The organism is Paenirhizobium daejeonense (genome assembly GCF_014280875.1).
In the GTDB taxonomy this organism is placed as follows: domain Bacteria; phylum Pseudomonadota; class Alphaproteobacteria; order Rhizobiales; family Rhizobiaceae; genus Allorhizobium; species Allorhizobium daejeonense.
In genome coordinates this window covers 1-22566 of the sequence record NZ_JACLAL010000018.1, presented here as the reverse complement: position 1 = coordinate 22566, position 22566 = coordinate 1, and the positions used below count along the sequence as shown (strand labels likewise).

Annotated in this window: 23 protein-coding genes; 8 read left to right on the top strand and 15 right to left on the bottom strand. The window is 58.3% G+C overall.

Annotated features, from left to right (window positions below; genetic code table 11):
- The first annotated feature begins 92 nt into the window (after nt 1-92).
- From H4I99_RS24270 to rfbH, 8 genes are all read left to right on the top strand, one after another.
- Nucleotides 93-665: a rod-binding protein gene (locus H4I99_RS24270; protein WP_163903450.1), complete on the top strand. Its 573-nt coding sequence runs from the start codon at nt 93-95 to the stop codon at nt 663-665.
- A 27-nt stretch (nt 666-692) separates the two neighbouring features.
- Nucleotides 693-1061 carry a hypothetical protein gene (locus H4I99_RS24265; RefSeq protein ID WP_163903448.1) on the top strand — a complete coding sequence of 123 codons (369 nt, stop codon included), beginning with the start codon at nt 693-695 and terminating at the stop codon, nt 1059-1061.
- Nucleotides 1058-1591 carry a hypothetical protein gene (locus tag H4I99_RS24260; protein ID WP_163903445.1) on the top strand — a complete coding sequence of 178 codons (534 nt, stop codon included), beginning with the start codon at nt 1058-1060 and terminating at the stop codon, nt 1589-1591. Before H4I99_RS24265 ends, H4I99_RS24260 begins: the two co-directional genes overlap by 4 nt.
- A gap of 215 nt (nt 1592-1806) precedes the next feature.
- Nucleotides 1807-3015, top strand: a complete 1209-nt coding sequence (locus H4I99_RS24255; RefSeq protein ID WP_163903443.1) for a glycosyltransferase family 2 protein — start codon at nt 1807-1809, stop codon at nt 3013-3015.
- A gap of 113 nt (nt 3016-3128) precedes the next feature.
- Entirely contained in the window at nt 3129-4280 is a 1152-nt protein-coding gene (glf, locus tag H4I99_RS24250) for a UDP-galactopyranose mutase (RefSeq protein ID WP_163903441.1), read from the top strand.
- A gap of 271 nt (nt 4281-4551) precedes the next feature.
- On the top strand, nt 4552-5607 hold the full coding sequence (locus H4I99_RS24245) for an NAD-dependent epimerase/dehydratase family protein (protein ID WP_244625295.1): 1056 nt from the start codon (nt 4552-4554) through the stop codon (nt 5605-5607).
- On the top strand, nt 5600-7417 hold the full coding sequence (locus tag H4I99_RS24240; RefSeq protein ID WP_244625293.1) for a thiamine pyrophosphate-binding protein: 1818 nt from the start codon (nt 5600-5602) through the stop codon (nt 7415-7417). Before H4I99_RS24245 ends, H4I99_RS24240 begins: the two co-directional genes overlap by 8 nt.
- A 105-nt stretch (nt 7418-7522) precedes the next feature.
- Nucleotides 7523-8881: a lipopolysaccharide biosynthesis protein RfbH gene (gene rfbH, locus H4I99_RS24235; protein WP_163903439.1), complete on the top strand. Its 1359-nt coding sequence runs from the start codon at nt 7523-7525 to the stop codon at nt 8879-8881.
- Nucleotides 8882-9030: 149 nt separating this feature from the next.
- Here rfbH and H4I99_RS24230 read toward each other — a convergent pair whose 3' ends face one another.
- The 15 genes from H4I99_RS24230 to H4I99_RS24160 form a co-directional block, all read right to left on the bottom strand.
- Nucleotides 9031-10134, bottom strand: coding sequence for an FkbM family methyltransferase (locus tag H4I99_RS24230; RefSeq protein WP_163903437.1), 1104 nt, complete (start codon nt 10132-10134; stop codon nt 9031-9033).
- Nucleotide 10135: 1 nt separating this feature from the next.
- Nucleotides 10136-11239 (bottom strand): N-acetylneuraminate synthase family protein, encoded by a 1104-nt coding sequence (locus H4I99_RS24225; RefSeq protein ID WP_163903435.1) that lies wholly within the window; start codon nt 11237-11239, stop codon nt 10136-10138.
- Nucleotides 11240-11253: 14 nt separating this feature from the next.
- Complete coding sequence (rfbG, locus tag H4I99_RS24220) at nt 11254-12393, bottom strand: CDP-glucose 4,6-dehydratase (RefSeq protein WP_163903433.1); 1140 nt, start codon at nt 12391-12393, stop codon at nt 11254-11256.
- Nucleotides 12393-13163, bottom strand: coding sequence for a glucose-1-phosphate cytidylyltransferase (gene rfbF / locus H4I99_RS24215; protein WP_163903431.1), 771 nt, complete (start codon nt 13161-13163; stop codon nt 12393-12395). Before rfbF ends, rfbG begins: the two co-directional genes overlap by 1 nt.
- 60 nt (nt 13164-13223) lie before the next feature.
- Entirely contained in the window at nt 13224-13985 is a 762-nt protein-coding gene (locus tag H4I99_RS24210; RefSeq protein WP_163903429.1) for a TylF/MycF/NovP-related O-methyltransferase, read from the bottom strand.
- A 90-nt stretch (nt 13986-14075) separates the two neighbouring features.
- Entirely contained in the window at nt 14076-14891 is an 816-nt protein-coding gene (locus tag H4I99_RS24205; RefSeq protein ID WP_163903427.1) for a class I SAM-dependent methyltransferase, read from the bottom strand.
- Between the two features lie 135 nt (nt 14892-15026).
- Nucleotides 15027-16604, bottom strand: coding sequence for a CDP-glycerol glycerophosphotransferase family protein (locus H4I99_RS24785; RefSeq protein WP_163903426.1), 1578 nt, complete (start codon nt 16602-16604; stop codon nt 15027-15029).
- 206 nt (nt 16605-16810) lie between these two features.
- Complete coding sequence (gene fliQ, locus H4I99_RS24195; protein ID WP_163903424.1) at nt 16811-17077, bottom strand: flagellar biosynthesis protein FliQ; 267 nt, start codon at nt 17075-17077, stop codon at nt 16811-16813.
- A gap of 93 nt (nt 17078-17170) precedes the next feature.
- Nucleotides 17171-17590 carry a flagellar hook assembly protein FlgD gene (flgD, locus tag H4I99_RS24190; protein WP_163903423.1) on the bottom strand — a complete coding sequence of 140 codons (420 nt, stop codon included), beginning with the start codon at nt 17588-17590 and terminating at the stop codon, nt 17171-17173.
- Nucleotides 17584-18030, bottom strand: coding sequence for a flagellar biosynthesis repressor FlbT (flbT, locus tag H4I99_RS24185; protein ID WP_163903421.1), 447 nt, complete (start codon nt 18028-18030; stop codon nt 17584-17586). Before flbT ends, flgD begins: the two co-directional genes overlap by 7 nt.
- Nucleotides 18027-18374 carry a flagellar biosynthesis regulator FlaF gene (gene flaF, locus H4I99_RS24180; protein WP_163903419.1) on the bottom strand — a complete coding sequence of 116 codons (348 nt, stop codon included), beginning with the start codon at nt 18372-18374 and terminating at the stop codon, nt 18027-18029. The genes flbT and flaF overlap by 4 nt, the downstream gene beginning before the upstream one ends.
- Nucleotides 18375-18425: 51 nt before the next feature.
- A complete protein-coding gene (locus H4I99_RS24175) occupies nt 18426-19454 on the bottom strand; it encodes a flagellar hook-associated family protein (RefSeq protein ID WP_163903417.1) in 1029 nt (342 codons plus the stop codon).
- 2 nt (nt 19455-19456) lie between these two features.
- Complete coding sequence (gene flgK, locus H4I99_RS24170) at nt 19457-20899, bottom strand: flagellar hook-associated protein FlgK (RefSeq protein ID WP_163903415.1); 1443 nt, start codon at nt 20897-20899, stop codon at nt 19457-19459.
- 19 nt (nt 20900-20918) lie between these two features.
- Nucleotides 20919-22193 carry a flagellar hook protein FlgE gene (locus H4I99_RS24165; RefSeq protein WP_163903413.1) on the bottom strand — a complete coding sequence of 425 codons (1275 nt, stop codon included), beginning with the start codon at nt 22191-22193 and terminating at the stop codon, nt 20919-20921.
- Between the two features lie 232 nt (nt 22194-22425).
- On the bottom strand, nt 22426-22566 hold a 141-nt coding region (locus H4I99_RS24160), incomplete at its 5' end, for a winged helix-turn-helix domain-containing protein (RefSeq protein WP_186663411.1).

The window sequence follows — 22566 nt, the reverse complement described above, 5'->3', positions numbered from 1 at the left end:
TCGGCGCTCCAAGGTTCTCTTTTTGAAGCATAATCTAATCGATCCTCGTTTCACTTCGGTCGGATTATGCTCCAACGCAAAAGGAAGACGACGTGGCCATTTCTCCACCCAGCGATCTCGTTCTCGACGTGGTCAGAGCAGCCGACCCAGGTGAGCTGATGGCGGCCAGAGAGAAGATGCGAGCGACCAGCGCGGCCAACGAGGCTTCGGTTCTGACCGCCAGCAATGCAGGCTTCGCCTCGATGCTCGGCACCATGCCGAGTGCTGCTGCCAAGGCCGGTCTCGGCAATGTCCCCGCAACAGAGATCGAAGGAAAGGTGCCGGAAACCTATCGCAAGTTCGAGGCCAGCATCCTGTCGACCTTCATCCAGGAAATGATGCCGAAGGAAAGCGAAGAGGTCTACGGCAAGGGCTCGGCCGGTGAATTCTGGAAGAGCATGATGGCCGAACAGATCGCCAACGAGGTCTCCAAGACCGGCGGCATCGGCATTGCGGAACAGGTCTATTCTCAGTCGCTGCAGCGGCAGCGGGCGCAGGCTCCCAATACCACGACCGATGAGTCCGACCGTGGCATGGCGCTCAGCATGATCACGGATTTCCAGCGCAAGACGCTGCTTTCTCACGAGAGCGAGACCAGCTCCGCGACCGATAACAAGACAAGCTGAATACAGCACGCCAAGGGGTGATTTAAGATGGAAGTAGTCAACCACGAATACCGTATCAAGACGGTGCTCGGCCGGCTCGAAGTCATCATTGACAACGAGAACCAGCGTATCGGCACAGATCCGGATTTCGACTTCAAGCTCTCGAACGCGCACAAGAGCCGTTGCCTCTACGAGCTTACCATGCTGTTTCGCGATACCGACACCCGGGAAATGGCGGCGAGCTATCTCGAACAGCTTCACGGCCTGAAGGCCAAGCTGGACCTCAACGCCCGCCGGGTGGAAGCTCACATGCGCGCCGTTCGCGCAGTGACCGAACTTCTGAAGAACGCGGCGCAGAACGCCGATGACGACGGCACCTATTCGCAGGAACAATTCCTCGTTCGTGAGCGGAAATGATCAAGATCCTTCTCGTCGGCCTTTGGGTTTGCGCTCTGACACTGGGTGGCGTCTATGCCGCTGTGTCTTTCAGCGGAAAACCGGGTGAGAATGCTGAAGCAAAGGCCGAGACGCCGAGCGAATACGTTGCCGGCGAAATCCTCAGCCTGCCCGTGGTCACGGACAACGCGGTGACCGGCTATTTCCTGGCGAAGGTCTCGGTGACTGTCGATAGCGAAAAGGCGAAGAAGGTCCACGTGCCGATCGCTCCCTACATCACCGATCAGCTCTTCGGTCTGCTGGTGGGCGACAAGCTCATCAACCTTCCGACGGCTGGCAGCTTCGATGTCGCCGGCCTCAAGACGAAGGTCAAGGACGGGATCAACGGCCAGGTCGGCGAAGAACTCGTGACCGGTGTCATTGTCGAGCAGCTCGACTTTCTCTCCAAGGCGGATCTGAACTCGGGCGACCCCAAACGCAGATCCTCTACGATCAAGATTGCCGAGGGCGAGAAGCCGCCGGCCGCCAAAGCCGCGGGAGCTTCGCATTGATGGTCCGGTCCGGCCGCGACGTGTTTCGGAGCATGGCGGGGCGCCGGCAAAGGTTCGTGGCCGTTCCCGGAAGGGTATCGTCTGATCGCAGCACTGCGCCCATTGCCGCCGTGACCCGTGTTGAAGCGGCCCTCCAACAGCCTCGCGAAAGCCCCGCCTGCTAGCAGGCTACAAACGGTTTCTCCGCGTCCAGATCAACGGCAGTCCCAGGCTCCATGATGCAAAACTCCGAAATCCTGCTGTCCATATGCGTACCCACCTATAACAGGCAGTTCATGCTCGAGAGGAACATCAATTTCCATCTCGAGAACTTCCGACGCCTCGGCATTCCGTTTGAAATCGTCATCGTCGACGACTGCTCGACCGACAATACAAACGACTACCTCCAGTCGCTGGCGGGCACTCCTGAGCTCAGCCACTACCGCCGCATCAAGAACTCCGGCTTCGTCAGCAACTACGCCTTCGCGATGCGTCGCGCCCGTGGCCGCTACGCGGTGTTCCTCGGCGACGATGACCTGCTGATTCCGGAGAAGGTCGTCGAGTATGTGAGGATCATGGAAACGGATCCGGGCATCGGAATGGTTCAGGCGCCGTGGATGCTCGTTGACGCGCGACCCGGTCGCGGCGACATGGGTCCCTTCTATCCGGTTCCCGGTCCGACCCGCTTCGCAAAGGGCGATTTCAAGGGCCTGCTGGGCTTCATCCTCGGCCATCACGCTTTTCCGGAATTCCTCATCATCCGGCGCGACGTGCTTCAAAAGACTATTTCGGGCGCCACGCCCTTCATTTTCTGGGCGTTCCTGTTCACCACCCGCGCGCTCGACAAGACGGACATCCTGTTCATGCCGGAACCCTTCGCTCGGGTGACGGCCGTCTCCGACGACCCCCGCCTGCAGCAGGGCAATAACGAGTGCATGTTCCAGTGGGACACCTATCGCGGCGGGCTGGAATACCTGGCCTCGCAGATGTGGAAGGACAAGTTCCCGACGACCCAGGAGCGCTTCGATCTTACCCAGCAGATCATCCAGTTCATGCATCATCGCCAGACGGTTGCCCTGCGACTGCATATCCAGGCGAAGAACTGGGTCGAAGCCTATGTTCTCTACCACCGCATGTCCGCATATAGCTCCGCAAAGCTGCAGGGTGCCTCGATCGACTTGATCCAGAAGCTTGCCGGCGCAAGCCTGGCCGCGACGGAAGCCGCAGGGTTCAGCAACCTTCCCATCATCGTGGACCCGTTGGTCACCAGCGACATCGTCGATCTCCTGCCCGAAAAGGTGAAAGAACGGCTGACCCGGGACGTCCCGGCAGGCGACGACGGCGCGGCACGCGCCTGGCTGCGTCTCGATCCGCGTTTCGGCGAACCGTTGAAACGACAGGACGCCGCGTTCGACATCAGCAGCTATATCGAGCAATTCATCTGATATGATTCCTCATGGTCCCCGCAAGGGGACCGTTCCCGTCCATCGCAGGATCAAGTCGAGGGACAGCGCCTGCCCTCCCGGAGGGAACTGACAGACTGAGACGGGAAAAGGACATGACGAAACGGGTATTGATGGTGGGTGCCGGCCTTTCGGGGGCGGTCATCGGCCGCCGACTGGCGGAAGCAGGCCATGCCCTGACGATCATCGATCAGCGGGACCACATTGCCGGCAATTGCCATACCGATCGCGATGCAGAGACCGGTGTGATGGTCCATGTCTATGGCCCGCACATCTTCCATACCGATGACGAGGAAGTCTGGCATTACGTCAACAGCTTCGATCGCTTCATGCCCTATGTGAACAGGGTGAAGACGACGAGCGGCGGCCACGTCTACCTGCTGCCGATCAACCTGCATACGATCAACCAGTTCTTCGGAAAGACGCTGCGCCCGGACGAGGCGAAGGCCTTCATCCAATCGCTGGCGGATGAAACCATTGGCGAACCTAAGACCTTTGAAGAGCAGGCGCTCAAGTTCGTCGGACGCGACCTCTACGAGGCGTTCCTCAAGGGATACACCGTCAAGCAATGGGGATGCCAGCCGGACGAACTTCCTGCCAGCATCCTGAGGCGCTTGCCGGTGCGCTTCAATTACGATGACAACTATTTCTTCCATCGGTTCCAGGGCATGCCGGAAAACGGCTATACGGCCATGATCGGCAAGATCCTCGATCACGAGCGGATCGAGGTTAACCTCGGTCGGCGCTTCGACAGGGCGGAAGCCGAAGGCTTCGATCACGTCTTCTATTCCGGACCGATCGACAGTTACTTCGGCTATGAATATGGCCGCCTCGGCTACCGCACGCTCGATTTCGAGCCGTTCCGCTACGATGGCGACTATCAGGGCTGCGCCGTCATGAACTACGGCGACGTCGACGTTCCCTATACCCGCATCACCGAGCACAAGCATTTCTCGCCCTGGGAAAAACACGAGAAGAGTATCTGCTACCGGGAATATTCGCGCGCCTGCGGACCGGATGACATCCCCTATTATCCGATCCGGCTTTCCGAGGAAAAGGCGCTGATTGCGCAGTATGTCGATCGTGCCCGACAGGAGGCTGGCGTCACCTTCGTCGGCCGTCTCGGCACCTACCGCTACCTCGACATGGATGTCACGATCCGGGAAGCGCTTGATACGGCTTCCACCTATCTGGCGAGCGTGAGCGAGGGGGGCAAGGCCATGCCGGCCTTCTGCGTCGAACCATAAGGCGAGGTTTGCGCGATGCCGTCCGGTCAGACAGATTGACCAGCGGCTCCCCGGCGATCATGGGCTGCCCTCCTCCACCTTTGCGTCCGGGAGCAGGACAGCTTAGGGCAAGGTTGTCGCCCTAGAAATCCGGATGTTCGAGAGTGGGTTTTTCATTGCTGCATCGCAGATGATCTAGCCATAAAACCTCGCCGGCATACTCGAACGGCACAAGTCGGAATCGCCGGCGGTCTGCGAGTTCCTCACCAAGGCGGGCTTTATGAGCTTGGGCATGGCAGTCATGAACAAAACCTGGTCTCTGGCCGATGACCTTGAAGACGTGTTTCAAAGATCGGCATCCGTCTGGGCGGAATTGCGCGGCGCGCGCATCTTTCTGACCGGCGGCACAGGTTTCATCGGCTGCTGGCTGCTGGAGACCCTGAGGCACGCCGATCTCGCACTCGACCTCGACATCAAGGTTTCCATTCTGACACGTGACGCCGCTCGCTTTTCGCAGAAGGCCCCTCATCTTGTCGAGCATTCGTCCTTCGAGTTCATCGAAGGCGACATCATCGACTTCGCCTTTCCGAAGCAAGACTACTCACACGTCATCCATGCGGCCACGGATGCGAGCGCTCATCTCAACGAATTCGAACCCGACCGGATGTTCAACGTCATCGTTGACGGCACGCGGCGCGCGCTCGATCTTGCCGTCGAGAAGAAAGCCAAGCGGTTCTTCCTTCTGAGCTCCGGGGCGATCTACGGCCAGCAGCCTGCCGAAATGCACCATGCGGTAGAGACTTTCCTCGGCTCGCTCGATTGCACAAACCCTCGCAATGCCTACGCCGAAGGCAAGCGGGCCGCAGAGATGCTGTCAGCCATCTACGGTCGCAAACACGATCTCAACATCGTGACCGCGCGCATCTTCACCCTTCTCGGTCCCTACATGCCGCTCGATACGCATTTTGCGGCCGGCAATTTCATTCTCGATGCGATGAACGGGCAAGGCATCGTGGTGAAAGGGAACGGCCGGCCACGCCGATCCTATCTCTACGCGGGCGACCTTGCGGTCTGGCTCTGGCATATTCTCGTCCATGGCGCCAAGGGCAAAGCCTATAATGTCGGCTCCGACGAGGACATCTCGATTGCCGAACTCGCGACCTGCGTGTCCCGGACGATAGGAACCGGCGAGACGACAGTTCTCGGCGCCAACGATACCGGCTGGAATGCCGGACGCTACGTGCCCGACACGACGCTTGTACGAACCGAACTCGATCTTCATGCGACGGTGCCTCTGGAAGAGGCGATCCGCCGAACTGCCTTATGGAACGGATGGCACCATGCCTAAAATGAAAGTATCTGACTGGGTAGCCGAATATCTTGCAGGACGCGGCATCAGCCATGTCTTCATGGTCACCGGCGGCGGCGCCATGCACCTCAATCATTCACTCGGTTCGCACCCCCAGATCGAATGCGTCTTCAATCACCATGAGCAGGCCTGCGCCATGGCGGCAGAAGGCTATTACCGGGTGAACAACAAGCTCGCGGTCGTCAACGTGACCACCGGTCCGGGCGCCACCAATGCGATTACCGGCGTCTACGGCGCCTACACCGATTCAGTGGGTATGCTGGTTCTGTCAGGGCAGGTGAAGAGAGAAACCACCATCCGCTCCACCGGCCTGAACCTCCGTCAGTACGGGGACCAGGAAGTCGACATCGAACATCTTGTTCGCCCGGTCACCAAATATGTCCACATGGTCACGGATCCCACCTCGATCCGTTATCATCTCGAGAAGGCGCTCTATCTGGCAACGTCGGGACGTCCCGGCCCGACCTGGCTCGATATTCCGATCGACGTTCAGGGCGCGCTGATCGAGCCCACCGAGCTTGAGGGGTTCCAGCCCGATGAAATCGACGAGCCCTGGAAGAAGACCGCGCTCGACAAGGCGGGCGAAGCGATTCTGAAGCGTCTTGCCTCGGCGCGCCGTCCAGTGATCTATGCCGGTAACGGCCTGCGGTTGAGTGGTCAGGCCGATACCTTCCTCAAGCTGGCCGAAAAGCTGCAGATACCTGTCGTCACCGGTTTCAGCGCACATGATCTCGTCTGGGACGGCCATCCGCTCGACTGCGGACGTCCCGGCACCATTGGCGACCGCGCCGGCAATTTCGTCGCCCAGAACGCCGATTGCCTGCTCGTTCTCGGCACACGCCTCAACATTCGCCAGATCAGCTACAACTGGAAGTCATTCGCTCCGAAGGCCTTCAAGATCTGGGTGGATATCGATCCCCTGGAAATGGAGCGGCCCAACGTTTCCGCAGATATGCCGGTGGTCGCGGACCTCGCCGATCTCCTGCCCGTCCTCCTGCGCCTGCCTTATCAGAGGCCGGCGGCAACACACGATTCCTGGCTTTCCTGGGCCAAGGAGCGTCGCGCCCGTTATCCGGTTGTGCAGCCTGAATACTGGAACAGCAAGGAGGTTAATCCGTACTGTTTCATGGATCGGCTTTTCGCCCATCTCCCGGACGATGCCGTCGTCGTCACCGCCAATGCAACAGCCTGCATCACCAGCTTCCAGGCTGGCCGATTGAAGAAGGGGCAACGCCTCTGGTCAAACTCCGGCAGCGCAACGATGGGCTACGACTTGCCCGCCGCCATCGGCGCATCCAAGGCGCGGGACAACGGCAATGTGATCTGCCTGGCCGGCGACGGCTCCATCATGATGAACCTGCAGGAATTGCAGACCATCGTCAGCAATCGCTTGCCGATCAAGATTTTCCTGCTCAACAACGCTGGCTATGTCTCGATCTTCCAAACGCAGCGAAACTTCTTCAACGGCGAGGAAGTCGGCGCCGGTCCCCGAAGCGGCGTGACATTCCCGGATTTCGAGAAGCTGATGAAGGCATTCGGCTTCGACTATGTCCGCGTGAACGAGACCTCGGAACTGGACGACGGACTGAAGCAGGCTCTGGCCATTGAGGGACCGGTCGTCTGCGAGGTGATGCTCGACGGAAACCAGCCGTTTGCGCCGAAGCTCAGCTCCCGGCAGCTGCCTGATGGTACGATCGTATCGCCGAGCCTCGAGGACATGGCGCCATTCCTTTCCCGCGAGGAGCTCATGGAAAACATGCTCTCCGAAGAGCTGGACGTTCAGGCATAGAGTATCGCCACAGAGTCCAAGAATGCCGTGTCTCTTTGTTTCGCAGCAAGGTCGGACGGAACAAGAACTCTCAATTTTCCTGAAATTGTTCTAGGAACCATCCCGATGTCCGAAGCAGAACTCCGAAGCAAGATCCTCGAACTGGTGGCGCAATACAACGAGCTCGTTTCGGTGCCGCGTCCCTTTGAGAAGGGGCAGACGACAGTTCCGCCGTCCGGCAAGGTCATCGATGGGCGGGAGCGTTCCCTCATGGTCGAAGCGGCGCTGGACGCCTGGCTGACCACGGGCCGTTTCAATACCGAATTCGAGAAGCGTCTTTCCGCCTATATCGGCGTCAAATACCTGATGACGGTGAATTCCGGCTCTTCCGCCAATCTCGTTGCCTTCAGTGCCCTGACCTCGCCGAAGCTTGGCGAGCGGGCCATCAAGTCGGGGGACGAGGTGATCGGTGTTGCCGCCGGCTTCCCGACGACGGTCAATCCGATCCTGCAGTTCGGCGCGGTTCCGGTCTTCGTGGATGTCGACATCCCCACGTACAATATCGATCCGCAGCTGATCGAACAGGCCATCACTCCGAAGACCAAGGCGATCATGCTCGCCCACACGCTCGGCAACCCGTTCAATCTCGCCGTGGTGCAGGCGCTTTGCGAGAAGTACAATCTCTGGCTTGTCGAAGACTGCTGCGACGCACTCGGCTCGACCTATGACGGCCGGATGGTCGGCACCTTCGGAGACATCGGCACGCTCAGCTTCTATCCCGCGCATCATATCACCATGGGTGAAGGTGGCGCTGTCTTCACGCGCCACAAGCAACTGGGCGTGATTGCGGAATCCTTCCGCGACTGGGGGCGCGACTGCTTCTGCCCGCCTGGACAGGACAATACCTGCTTCAAGCGCTTCAACTGGAAACTGGGCGAGCTTCCCCACGGCTACGACCACAAGTACACTTACTCACATCTCGGATATAACCTGAAGATTACCGACATGCAGGCCGCTTGCGGGCTGGGCCAGATGGACCGTGCCGACGAGTTCGTGGCGAAACGCCGCGAGAACTTCGCCTTCCTGCACAAGCGTCTCGCGGCCTGCGAGGAGTTCCTGATCCTGCCGGAGGCGACCGCCAATTCCGATCCGTCCTGGTTCGGCTTCCCGGTTACGCTCAAGCCGTCCTCGCCGATCTCCCGGGTGGACCTCCTGAAATATCTCGACAGCCGCAAGATCGGAACGCGCCTGCTGTTCGCCGGCAACCTCATCCGCCAGCCCTACATGAAGGGTCGGAACTACAGGGTATCGGGGGACCTCAGCCGGACAGACACGATCATGACGGACACCTTCTGGCTCGGGATCTATCCGGCCCTTGGCGAAGAGCAGCTCGACTATGTTGCGACCGAGCTGGAATATGCATTCGGCATTCGCTCGGCTCCCGCAAGCGAAGCCGCAATGGAAGCCGGTCGCGTCTACGGGTGAGAAATCCCGACGCGCCGGCTCAAACGGCGGTATCTTGTTCGGCAGTCATCATACATGGGTCCAAGAAATAGAGCGCCCTTTACACGTCCGAATGGACAGGCAAAGGACGCTCTAAAGGTTTTGGATTGCACGCAGGGAAGAGTGGCCGCTCATCGCGATTTCGGGACTGCGTAGAGCACCGAATCGAAGCTGTTGAACATGTGCTGGCGAATATGGAAGGCGTAGTCGTCCACCATGGAGGCCAGTAGCAGGGGAATACGCCAGAGATCATCGGGCTTGTGATACAGGGACAGGCAGATCACCGGACGCCCCTCCCTGATGATCCGTTCGGCACCCTTCAGCGCGTCGATCTCGCCGCCCTCGATATCCAGCTTGAGAAGGTCGATGGTGGTGTTGGTGAAGAGATCGTCGAGCTTTGCCGTGGCGACGCGGTTAGTGCCGTTCTCGCTGATCGCGCTGCCCTCGCCGTCGTCCGACCATGAGAGGATGCGATAGCCATCGGAGAGCGCCAGAGGCAGGCACCGGACGTTTGCGGAGCCGCCCGCAACCTTGGTCACGAGGCGCGCATAATTGTCCGGATCCGGCTCGAACAGATAGGCTTCCGTCGGCTCGATATGGCTGCACAGCGCCCTGAAGGAATCGCCGTCATAAGCGCCGCCGTCGACATAGCGAAGGCTTTCCTTGGGAAGATACGGCAACGTGAGGTGCGAGAAGTACTGCTCCTCCTCGTGCCGAACCTGCGAGTAATCGAGGTCCTGTCCCATGCGGAAACGAATGATCCGCTGAAACGTCTCGCGGCTGGTCTCGTCGTCGAGCAAGGCATAGGCAGCGCCAATGCTTTCGATATCATCCCGAAAGACCGATGCGGACGAAAGCCAGTACCTGCTGCCGAGCAGATCGGCGAGTTGCCCGTAATAATCGACCGGCCAGTGGACCGAACCGATGCCGGTCTCCCGCAGGACACCGGCGATATCGAGATAGGGCGCTTCACGGTTGAATATGCCGACTACGAGTTGGTCGTCCGGCCCGAACTTTACCTCGCCGGCAGCCCTGACAGGCAGGGAGAGCCAGCTCTCCTTTGCCGGACGGGTTTCGACGAAACCGGAGACCGTCGCACCTTTCGCCTGCAGGGCGCGCGCGACGGCGGTTCCAAACCCGCCGGTACCGTACACCCAGACGGGTCGGCCCAGATCTATGTTACCGGACGCCTCGTCGGCACCCAGGATCTCGGCCTTGAAGCTATCCGGCAGCATTTCAGAGACCCCGGTTGGTGATCAGCGAACGCAGGGACTCGTTTTCATGATAAGGACCGCCGATATGATCGATGGTCAGCGGCTTGTCGGCTTCGATTGGCTCGATGAGCTTTTCACCGCTGATCACTTCGCGAACGGACAGCTGTCCCTTCCGCAACGGGATGGCCATATAGAAGTCCCGCTCGAAGGATTCCTTGGTGACCACGTAGCCCGGAGCCAGATCCCGGCGGGCGTAGACGCCGCGAACCAGAGCATCGAGATACTCGATCTCCTTGCGGGAGATGACGCGCCGGCGGTCGCTGTAGCCACCGCACATTTCCTGCGCTTTCTTCAGCGCCTTGAACCAGGTGTCGCATTGATGCGGCAACGAGCAGTAGGACGAGACCGGAACACCTTCGTATTCGATATCGATATGCCGCTCCCAGGTCCGCACGCCCTTTGCGTAGGACATGAGCATGGAAGACGACCAGTCATTGTACTCATGGGTGGAAAACCCGATGATATGGTTCGGATACCGGTTCTTGAGATAGTTGATCTGGTCGAGGTTGAGATCGGAATCCTCGGACGGATAGAGCGAAACGCAATGGTTGATTGCGAGCGGGACATCCCGCTTTTCGAAAAAGTGAACAAGGTCGTCCAGATCCCGCTCGGACGCGCCGCCACTCGATACGATCACGGGCCGACGCGTGCTGACGATCTTCTCGATCAGCAGCCAATCGTTCATGTCGGACGATGCGATCTTGATGATCGGCATATCGAACTCGACGCAAAGGTCCACCGATGCTTCGTCAAACGGCGTGGACATGGGGATGCACCCCAGCGTCCTGATCTCGTCGACCATGCGGGCAAACTCGGCCTTGGTCAGCTTGGTCTGTTCGGTCTTCTTGATGTAGCGGATTTCTTCGCTACCCTTGAAGCTCGGGTGCACGAACTCGTCGACATCGCGAAACTGCAGCTTGATCGCGGCCTTGACGTTATTGTAGCGAACAATCGTGGCGTGATCCCGAATGATCTTGAGCCCGCGTTCGACGCTGCCCCAGTGATTGTTGGCAAGCTCGAGGACAAACAGGTTCTCAAAGAGATCCTTGTCGCGCTGACTGACCATGTATGCTCCTTTGCTCATGTTCTTACGGCCGCTACCCGCGGAGCTTTTTCCGCAGGCGCCGTTGTCTGTTCTTCCGTTCCCAGCTGTCGGCCAGTGTCCGCACGGTGAATGGCAATCTGGCGGATCGTCAGATCGCGCATGCTATTCCCGCCTTCGGTGCTTGCCCTGTACCAGTCTGTCGTGTGCTGCAGCGCCGTCTCAAGCGTCCATGCAGGTGCCCAGCCCAGTCGTTGCCGCGCCTTGGAACTGTCCAGCTTCAGGTAATGCGCCTCATGGGGTCCCTGGACCGCGTCGAGCGTCCATCGCGCGCCGCTTCCCCACATGCGGGTGATGCGATCAACGATCCATCGAACCGGCTTTGCATCGGTATCCGAAGGGCCGAAATTCCAGCCTTCGGCGAATTCGACGCCATCGGAATAAAGGCGCTCCGCGACTGCCAGATAGCCGGAGAGAGGCTCCAGCACGTGCTGCCAGGGACGCGTGGCATCCGGGTTGCGAACACAAACCGCCTCGCCACTGGCAATCGCCCGAAAGATATCCGGCACCAGCCGGTCTTCCGCCCAGTCGCCGCCGCCGATCACATTGCCGGCCCGTGCACTGGCGAGCGCAATCCTGCCCCCCTCATTGAAATAGGAGGAGCGGTAGGCCGCGGTTACAAGTTCGGCGCAACCCTTGCTCGACGAGTAAGGGTCATGACCGCCCATGGGGTCGATTTCTCTGTAACCCCAAAGGCTGCCCTGATTATCGTAGGCCTTGTCCGAGGTGACGTTGACGATGGCCCGGATGCTGTCGACGCAACGCGCGGCGTCCAGAAGATGGACGAGCCCCATCACATTGGTGGCGTAGGTCTCGACAGGCTCCCGATAGGAGCGACGCACAAGCGGCTGGGCCGCCATGTGGATGACGATCTCCGGTTGCGCAGCCTTCATTGCGGCGGTCAAGGCCTGCGGATCGCGAATGTCGCCAATCACCGAGGTCATACCGCGGGCAACTTCGGCAATCCTGAAAAGCGTGTTGGGGTCATCAGGAGCATCAAGCGCAAACCCTGTTACGCTCGCTCCGAGTTCCTGCAGCCAGATCGAAAGCCAGGACCCCTTGAACCCCGTATGGCCGGTCAGAAAAACCCGCTTGCCCTTCCAGAACTCGGGGGTCATCAGTCCCACCCTTTCCAGGGGGCCTTCTTTTGAGCCCAGAGTTCCTCAAGGTAATTCTTGTCACGCAGGGTATCCATCGGCTGCCAGAAGCCCCTGTGGAAAAACGCCCCCAGTTCGCCGTCGCTGGCAAGTCCTTCCAAAGGCTCCCGCTCCCACAACGTTTCATCACCCGCGATCCGGTCCAGAACATTGCGCGACAGAACGAAATAGCCGCCATTGATCCAGCCGCCATCGCCAGAAGGTTTTTCGACGAAAGACGAGACCATGTTTCCGGAAATCTGGAGTGCACCAAAGCGAGCGGGCGGCTGCACGGCGGTCAGCGTTGCCTCTTTTCCATGGGTACGATGAAATTCCAGGAGCCCGGTGATGTCGATGTTGCCGACGCCATCGCCGTAGGTCATGCAGAAATCATCATCGTGGAGATAATCGGCAACGCGCTTCAGGCGTCCCCCTGTTGCCGTGCTCTCGCCCGTATCGACGAGCGTGATACGCCAAGGTTCGCCCTTCTTGGAGTGCACCTCGACGGCGTTCTGCTGTATGTCGATCGTGATGTCGGACATATGAATGAAGTAATTGTTGAAATACTCCTTGATCATATATCCCTTGTAGCCGCAGCAGATGATGAAGTCGTTCAGGCCATGGGCCGAATATGTCTTCATGATGTGCCACAGCACCGGCTTGCCGCCGATCTCGATCATGGGCTTCGGCCGCAAGACCGATTCCTCGGATATGCGCGTGCCGAGACCACCTGCCAATAGAACGACCTGCATATTGCTTACCGATATCCTTCGTTCAGAACGATTTCACTTGAAGTCCGGGCAAGGCGCCCATCACTCCACCACGAGGTAGGAAACGAGAGGATCCTCCCGGAAACGCTGGATCCGATAGGAGCTCAGTCCAAGCACCTCTTTCACCGCGAGTGTCTCTCCGGGAAACTGTGGGTGGCAAAGTTCATCGAAGGCCAGCACTGTACCGCGGGTGACCCTGTCCTTGATCAGTTCCAGGCACTTCTTGGTCGGCTCGTACAGGTCGAAATCGAAATAGGCGAAGGCCACCATCGTTTCGGGATGCTCTTCCAGATAAGCGGGCAGCGTCACAAGGGCGTCGCCCTTCATGAGAGTATGCTTGCGGATATGGGAGATCGGGCTGTTGGCTTCATGCAGTGCCAGAAGCTTCCCCAGATAATCCTCGTAGTTCTCGGTAACCGTATAACCGCCAACCTTTACCGAAGGCGCTTCGCCATCTTCCGAGCTGACATGGGGGAAGCCTGAGAAAGTATCGAAGCCCACGATCTTGCGATTGAAATTATAGGGCTCGTACATGCCACGGAAGGCTTCGAACATGGCCATGTTCTGACCCCAGCGGACACCGAACTCAAGGACGACGCCGTGGACATTCAGGATCTTCTGATACAGCTGGTTCATCGTCAGCATTCGGGTCAACGCCTGCCGGCTGCTGAAGAGACCGAGATTGTTGAGCAGTTCGTCTTCCGGTAGCGGGTTCTCTCGGAAAAGCCTCAGGAACTCCTTGCGTCGTTCGGACTCTGACGCGGTCTGTTGCCTGTTGATATCGATCGAGGAACCATTGGTCATAAGGTGTTTATCCTGCAGCTTTCCAAGAAGGCAGCCGCGGACGAATCGTCTTACGGCTCACTTCCTTTTTCCTAGGCCACGGGGATTGCACTAGGCTTGCGCCGCGTCTTTCGGCTTGCGCCTGCAAAGGATCTGGAACACCGCCTGGCAGTTCGCACCGCCCTTCATGTTGAGCTCGCGATAGGCGATCTGCTCGATACCGTTGGCTTCAAGCAGTTTCTCAAGGGATCGTCTGGAGAAGAAATTGATGTGCTCGTGCCAATGACGCTTCTTCCCGTAAGGGGATGCGCCGCCATGGTCGGCGGCGTTCATGATATCCTCGTAGGGCAGCTCGATGTAGAGAAGGGTCTTCTCGTTCATCACGGACACCATGTCCGCGATAAGGTCACCGGGATACGGTACGTGTTCGAGTACATGCGAACTGACGATCAGGTCGTAGCGTGTTTGCTTCAGTTCGGCTTCGCTTACGCGTCGCGTACCCGGAAGCGTTTCCTTATCGCTGATCTCGTAGATGTCGATCTGGTTCTCACCGTGCCGGAACGGGCTGTTCTTGCCGGTGTCTCCGCCCCAGTCCAATATCTTGGCAGGAAACGATAGATGCGGGGCGATGAAGGATTCGACCTCGTCCATGAAGTTCATACCGGCATTCAGGCCGTCATTGCGTGCCTTGTAGCCCGGTTCGTAGCGCTCCCGAAGCTCCGTGTACTCCTCTTCCCGATAGGCACGGTAGAGCGAAGCCAACTCGCTCTCCGAAAACCGGATATCGAGAAACACGAAGCCGCAGTCCCGGCAGTAAAGGGAATTGCAGACCGAATAGGCCGACCCCTGCCTGATGGTCTTGAGACCCCAGCTCTCGTCGATCACGACCGGCTCCCAGCCAAGCGCGCGGTGGGCGACGAAAGGCATCAGTATCGCCGGCTGCCTGTCGATGTCGCTGCTTCCGCAACATACACATTGTTTGGCGATGAAACCGCGTCGGGTAGCTTGAGACGTCATGCAGTTATGTCCGGGTCCTGCTGGGGAATTTGGGTAATCTGGATCTCAGGAGAGGCTCGCGCCCTCGATGATGCCGTCGGCGATTTCGTCGAGAATGCGCTCGGTGGGCGACTTGCCGGCCGGTATCATGGCCTCCAGCAATGCGCGCCGTTCCTCTTCACGCTCCCAGGGCTTTCCATTGCGGTATTCATCGACAGCCGTCTGCATCTCGGCAAAATCGGTGACGACATGGGCCGCGGCTTCTGCGAGCTTGCCAAGATCGTTCAGCGGGACGTGACGGCCGGAATCGAAGAATACGAGCGGCTTGTTGAAGAGCTGGTATTCCAGGAGGAACGAGACGCCGTCGGTGATGAGCAGATCGGACGATGCGAAGAGTTCCGCATACTGCCCGTGGCAGATCGAGCAATTTTCGAGGGCGGACCACTGCGTGAAGAAATTGTCCAACTCGAACTTGCTGATGTGTCCCTCGCTGGTCGCAATGCCATAAAGCGCCGGATGCGGCTTCATCACGAACTCGATGTCGGGGCGCGCCATGGCCCAGTAGAGCATCTGCTTGTAGATCTTGTGGAAGACGCCGAAGGCAAGCCACATATTGCCGAGCGAGTGGTGAGGCGCCCACACGACCCGGAACGCCTTGCGGTCCCCCTTGCTTTCGATCGGCCAGTGGTCGCTGCCGACGGCCTTCAGAAGGGTGTCGTATTTCGGATTGCCGGAAATGATCACGCGCGAAGGATCGACGTGCTGATAGCTTTCGACGATGTCCTTGTTGCGCTTGACGTCGACGAAGATACGCCATGCCACTCGCTGGAAGGGTTCGTCGTAGCCAAGCGCCATGGTGCCGGCACTGGTGTCCTTGGACACGTGCGCGACGATCGAGCTTGCATATGGCACGAAGCAGATCTTCGCGAATGACATTTCGCTTACGCGGAAAGCCGGGGGAACGTCGCGTTCCCACTGAGACTGCCGGAAAATGACATCCGGCATCAGCGCCTGGAGGATGGCGAGACCCTCGAAGGAGTCCTGCATGCCCAGCCTGAGGTGTTTGACACCTGCCTTGGTCAAGGCACGGCTGGTCGCGTCTTCGCCGCCGAAGCCCTGCTCTCCGGGGTAATTGCGGTTGATGGTCACCACAAGGGGCTCAAACCGATCGTCCGACTGCATGGCCTCGCAGATGCCGGCAAGAGCATCCCAGGTGTCGACAGAGTGCACGAGAAATACGCACCGGATCCTGCCCGCTACCGGCGCAAGCTTGCGATAGGTCAGTTGGCCAAGCGCCTTGATTGCATGAAGCTGTCCGCGAACGGCCGGATCCACGGCGGGTGCCGGGGAATTGAAATGCTTCTCGCAGACCCCGAGCAGATTCTTGTGTGATTCCGTCAGGATACCCTGGATGTGCGCTATATCCCTGACAAAGGGAACGACATCCTTGTCGAGCGTGGTTGCGTGCTTCTGGATTTCACCGAAAAGCCCGCCAACAGCGTTAGCCAACTCCAGATGAAACGCCTCGGTGAGCTCCTGCCGCTCCTTCAGCGCGATGATTTCGTTTCTAATTTCAAGAAGCAGCGCCCCGGCACTGGAATCTTCGCCGATTTGTCTGCTGAAGGAATCGAGGTTCACAGGCACGCCCTTTCTCATTTTGGGCGAGGCTAGCGTCTCTTCCTTGCGTCAGACTGATTACAAGAGATGGCTGCCGAGTTCAGCGAGAATGCGTCCAGTTATGGCAGTTGAACCGCATATAACAGCTGCCTGCGACTTGCCCTTCTGTGCACCAAATCTACCAGGGACCACTTACGTCCTGTCGACCTGCCCAGGCGCGGGATATTTCCCGCTCAGAAGCCCGATTGTACGCGGGAGAAGACGAGATTGGTAAACAGCGAAATTTGTGCCCCGACAAAGGGCGCGGAGAGCGCGATGGCGACCATGACGGCGATGATCTTCGGCACGAAGGTAAGCGTCATTTCCTGCACCTGGGTCAGTGCCTGAATGAGAGCGATCGTGACGCCGACGACCATGGCGGCAAGAACAGCAGGACCTGATGCAATGAGGACCGTCCAGATCGCGTTTCGCATAATGTCGAGAGCGTCGGCTTCGTTCATGACGTACTTCTTTGCCCGGGAATACAAGAAAGACCGGCAGCGCAAACCGCCGGTCTTCCGTTTCTTTCACCATAGCCGATTCTTGAGACCGAATTAAGAGCTCGGTTCTCCGACGATAATACCATTTTCGATGGTGATCTCGTCGCCGTCGGTCGTTGTCGCAACCATGCCATCCGACGTGACGGAGACATAGGCGACGATGCCGGTGGTCTTGCCGTCGGCGCTTTCGAGAGCCTTGCCGACATAGGATGCGGCGTTGGCCAGGTTGCTCTGGCCGATCATCGTCTCGAGATTGGTATTCGTCTTGATCGACTGCTCGACCTGGGAGAAGGTCGCAAGCTGCGAAATCTGCTCGCTGGCGTCCATGGGATCAGTGGGATCCTGGTTCTGCATCTGCGCGATGAGCAGCTTCAGGAAGGCATCGTAATCGAGCGAGGCCGAAGCCGCGTCCTTTGTAGAGGTGGAGGCGGTGCTCGACGTCGTGGACGTGCTCGAGCCGACTGGAGTTACCATGGCGCAATTTCCCTTCGAAGTTCATTGACGACCGCGGGGGTGATCTCATTGCTGTTGAGAATGGTTTCCTCGGCGGGATAGAGCCCGCGAATGGCCTTGAGGGCATCGAATGTGCGACCAGAGGAAACCTGGGCATCGATACGCTTCAGTTCGGCGCGGATCTCTTCGTTGCGGAAGCACGACAGGAGCATCGTTATCGACTTTCGGAAGAGCGCAAGCGACTGTTCCTTGCCTTCCGGATTGATGAGGATCATCTGTGCGATGAAATACAACTGGCGCAGGGGCGTCGTGGTGTCTTCGGGCTGAAGAACATGGTTCTCAAGCAAGAAGGTGACGTCGTTAAGAAATTCAATGGATACCTTGCGATCAACCCGCAGGACGGCACCGTTTACGAAGATCTTTTCGCCAGATTTCAGAGAGAGGCGGAGAGTGCTTTTCATTTTAGTCCATCCCGGATGATGGTTGTCACGTCAATTATGGCCTGGTAATTCTGCGATTTGCGCTTGCGTATCTGCTCGCACTCTTTGAGAATCCAGATTGCAATCGAGATTAGGTTCGCTCTTAATTCAACGCCGAGTTCGTTCTCCGGCTGTTTCAGGTCTTCTATGAAACGCAACCACACACGTCTTGTGTAGTAGACCGCCTCGATTGCCTCCTTGCCGTACCGTTCAGCCTCTTTAGCCGCTGTGAGATATTCGATCGACCGCGTTAAAACCTGGCGTTCCCTGTCTCTGGCGAGAGTAAGATCATCTTCCATGATCTCCGCATATGAAAACTGGAACATCTACTTTTCCTTCATGGTTTTACATTCCGTCGCTCATCAACGTCGATGCTGTCAGAGATAGTTCACAAGACTGAGGTTCAGGATCTTGGAAGTAATCGTGTAGGAGGTTTCAATCTGTGTCAGCAGCGTCGTCAGCCGCACAGAAGCTTCCTCGGTATCCACGCCGATCAGACCCGTAAGCTGGGTATCGATGATCGACTTCTGCTCACCCATGTAGGTGTTGGCTTTTTCCACGCGCTCTTGCGAGAGACCAAGCAAGGATCGCTGGCTGTCCAGCCCTGTAATTGCCGCACCGGCATGGTTGGTCGCCTGCGCATTCACGACGCTCAGGGCACTGGCGTTCAGGCCAGAATTCACGAGTTGCGACGATACCACTGCCGCAAGCACAAGGCTCTTGAAACCGTTGGTATTGGCGCTGGTCGATGTGGACACGGTTTCCGATGTGCTAATGCGCGTGGACATAGTGGTATCGGATGCGTTGGTCCAGGACGACCAGTTGAAGCTCGTCTCGTAGTCCGAAAGGAACTGCTGCATCTGCGATTCAGTAATATCGGCATTCGAAACAATGCCGTTTGCCGTCTTGAAAGTGGCAAATGCAGTGTTGAAGTCGGTCGTAACATCCGAGATGAAGCTGTTGTCCAGCGTCTGAACGTCCGTGCTGATGCCGGAGAACAGGTATTCGCCGTTGACCGCCGAGTTCGTGTAGCTGACGAAGTTCTCAAGGGTGGCCATGGCAGTATCGGCTGCGACCTGGAGACTGCTCGAGTCGGAATTGCCACTGAGGGCGATGATGGAATTCAGCAGCGACTGCGAGGAGTCCGACATGTTGGACAATGCAAGCTGCGAGGATTCCATGCGCTGCTCCGCAAGGGCATTCGCGTCGACGATCGACTGCAGGCGGCTGCTTTCGCGGGAATAGTCTAGACTTGTCGAGGTTCGCGTACCGAGTTCTAAACCGACGTCGGAAAACGTGCCTGTGACCGATTCCACTTCGAGCTTGGAAACTTCCGCCATCGAGTTGGTAACTGTCAGTTGCATGGCCTTGCTGATGGCCAGAGAAGAGATGTTCGTCGTCTTCATGATTAGCTCGCGGCCTCCATCAGGCTGCCCAACATTTCGTCGATCGTCGAAAGCAGCTTGGAAGCCGCCTTGTACGACTGTTCGATATCGAGCAGCAGGATAAGTTCTTCGTCGAGATTGACGCCGGTGTTATTGGAGTAGGCTTCCTCGGACCGGTTCAACATCGCGGACGTATTTTCGGCTGCTGTCGTCGCATCGCTCCGATATTCCTCGACCCAGCCGACCGAGTCGGTGGCATAGTCCAGAAGCGTTGCCTTGGTCGAAATATTGGCGTCGGCATCAAACGTCATCTGCGTCTCGAAGCCCGCGACATATTTGTAAAGCAGATCGGAGAAACCCGCCGCACCTTCGGTATTCTGATCGACACCGGCGATATCGCCGTCACGCAGGGAACTTGGGTCCGACTGGGCGACCGGCGAAACGGTAATCAGGCCTGCCAGACCAGGGATGATATCCGCGGTTTCGAAATCGACCACCGAGCTATCGACGGTAGTGAAGAGACCGGCGACCGCTCCACCACCGGAGTCGAGCTCGGAAAAAAGCAACATCGTGCTGCGGGCGATTTCGTCGAGCTGGTTCTGATAGCCGGGGTAGACCTCGTCGCGCAATTGCACCAGCGACTGCAGCGAACCCATGGAGGACGTGCTGCTTCCTTGCCCGGCAGGAAGTGCGACACCGTCGATGTAGACTGCGTTGCCCACCGTATTCGCGTCGTAGGCCGTCGTTGCATCGAACGATACCTTGCGCGGGACGGTTTCGAACAGCGTCACACCGGTCGTGGTGTAGATCGCGATGTCGTTGTTGTCGCGCACCGTCGTCGAGATGCCGATGATCTGCGAAATCTGCTTTAGCAAGCTTTCGCGCGTATCGAGGGCATTGTTGGCATCGCCACCGGTCGCTGTCGCCGTCTTGACGGCGTTGTTGACCTTTTCGAAATCGGTGAGAAGCTGGTTGAGCTTGTCGACCGTGGTTCCAATCTCGCCGTCAGTGTCTGCGCGCAGTTCCTGTACCGCGGCGGTCTGCTGGTTCAGCGAAGTGGCCACGTCGTTGGCCGCAGCGACTGCGGCGGCGGCAAGGGTGGAATCACTTGGCGATGCAGCATATGTCTGCAATGCTTCACGCAGGGCAGAGAGCGACTGGGATGGTGTTGCCGAATATTCGTTTCCACCCATCACCGAATTCAAGGTCTCGAGCCCGGCCAGAAGACTTTGCTGCCCGGCATCATCCGAGATAGACTGCAGCACCTGCTTCAGCAGTGCCGCATCTTCCGTGCGCTCCACCTTGACGGTCGTGGCACCCGAATACGGATTCGTGGTTGTCACCGCGGTGCGTCGATTATAGTCGCTTGTCGTAGCACTCGAAATATTCGTCGACACGACCGAGGTCTGCGTCGATGTATTGCTGAAAATTGACTTTGTCGTATTTAACGCAGATGCAAGTGACATTCACGATCTCCCGAAAGGATTACCGAACCAGATTGATGAGAACATCCATCAGGTCGGAACCGGTCTGGAATACCTTGGAGTTTGCGGTGTAGCTGCGCTGTGCCTCGATCATTTCGGTCAGTTCCGACGCGAGGTCGACGTTCGAGGTTTCGAGCGCGCCCGCCACGATTTCACCGAATCCCGAGCTTCCGGCGAAGCCGATGGTGACAACGCCGGAGGTGGCGCTGGTGCGGTACACGTTACCGGAGTAGAGCGTCAGATTGTCCGGGCTTTCCACGGTCGCCAGCGCCACCTGATAGAGAGCCTTCGGGTCGCTCTTGGCATAGGTTCCGTAAACGGTGCCGTCGGAGTCAATCTGGATGCCGGTCATTGCTTCTGCCGGGCTACCGTTGGCGCTGCCCTTGGAGATGGCCGATTTGGCCGAAAGCTGCGTCATGCCCGACATATCGAAGGTTACGCCATTCACGTCGAGGGTGAAGTCGGTCGCGCTGCCATCGACAGTGGCCAGCTTGCCGTTGGCGTCGAATGTCAGGTCTGCGGTCGTGATCGGACCGGAGGAATAGGGGAAACTGCTGCCGCCTGAGGTGTTCGCATCGGCAGCATTGTAAACCGCGACTTCCCAGGTGCCGTCGGCCGTCTTGGTATAGTAGAAGTCATAGGTGATCGAAGCGCCAACGGCGTCGTACGTCGTGACAGAGGTTTTCAGAATGCTGTCGGAGTCGACGTCGACCGTGGTGGCGTTGTTGTCGCTGGCATATCCGCCCGCCGCCACGATGTCGGCGGAGTAGTTCAGGTTGCCGGTCAGCGAGCCGGTGGTGGTTGCGACCGCCGTCAGACCCGTGTCCGAAATCGTGATCGGTGTCAGGCCGTCATAGGAGTTGACAACCGTGGTCGGCGAACCGCTGCTGGCCGAATAACCGAGAAGGATGTAGCCGGCATCGTTGACCAGATTTCCTTCGTCGTTGAGCGTGAAGGAGCCGGCGCGCGTCAGGTAGATGTTGCCTGCCGTGTCCTGCACGATGAAGAAGCCGTCCCCCTGGATCGCCAGGTCGGTACCGGAGGTAGTGTACTCCAGCGCGCCCTGCTCGGAGACGGAATAGGAGACGTTGGTCTCGACGCCGCCGGAGTTGTAGTTGCCCGAGGTGGAGGGCAGAACCAGCGATGAAAAGGACGTCGAGGCCTTCTTGTATGCCGTGGTGCTGGAATTCGCGATGTTGTCGCCGACGGTACCCAGGCGATTCGCTTGCGCGTTCATGCCTGACACGGCCGTCTTCATGGTTCCAAAAAGGCTCATTTCGAATCCTCGCTTTAGTGGTTGCCTCACGTTAGGTATCGTTCCTTGCGTGAAGCTGTCTGAAATACAGGGTTGAAAAAGCTTGGATCGGTCAGCCGCATCATGACCGGATTCCGCGCGCGATCCGGCCCCGTCCGGGATCCGGAATTTCGCCTTACAGAGCTGAAATGCTGATGTTTTTCTCGACCTGGCCGGCCGGAGCGGGCGGATAAGCCGCCCGCAGGAAGCGATATCACTTCCAGTCGATGCAATACCCGAGGAATCTCTTGGAATCGACGGGATCGAAACCGAGCTTTTTGCGCAGTTTCTTTCTGAGCTTTGAGATATGGCTTTCGACGACGTTTTCTTCGACGTCCTCGTCGAAGATGCCGTA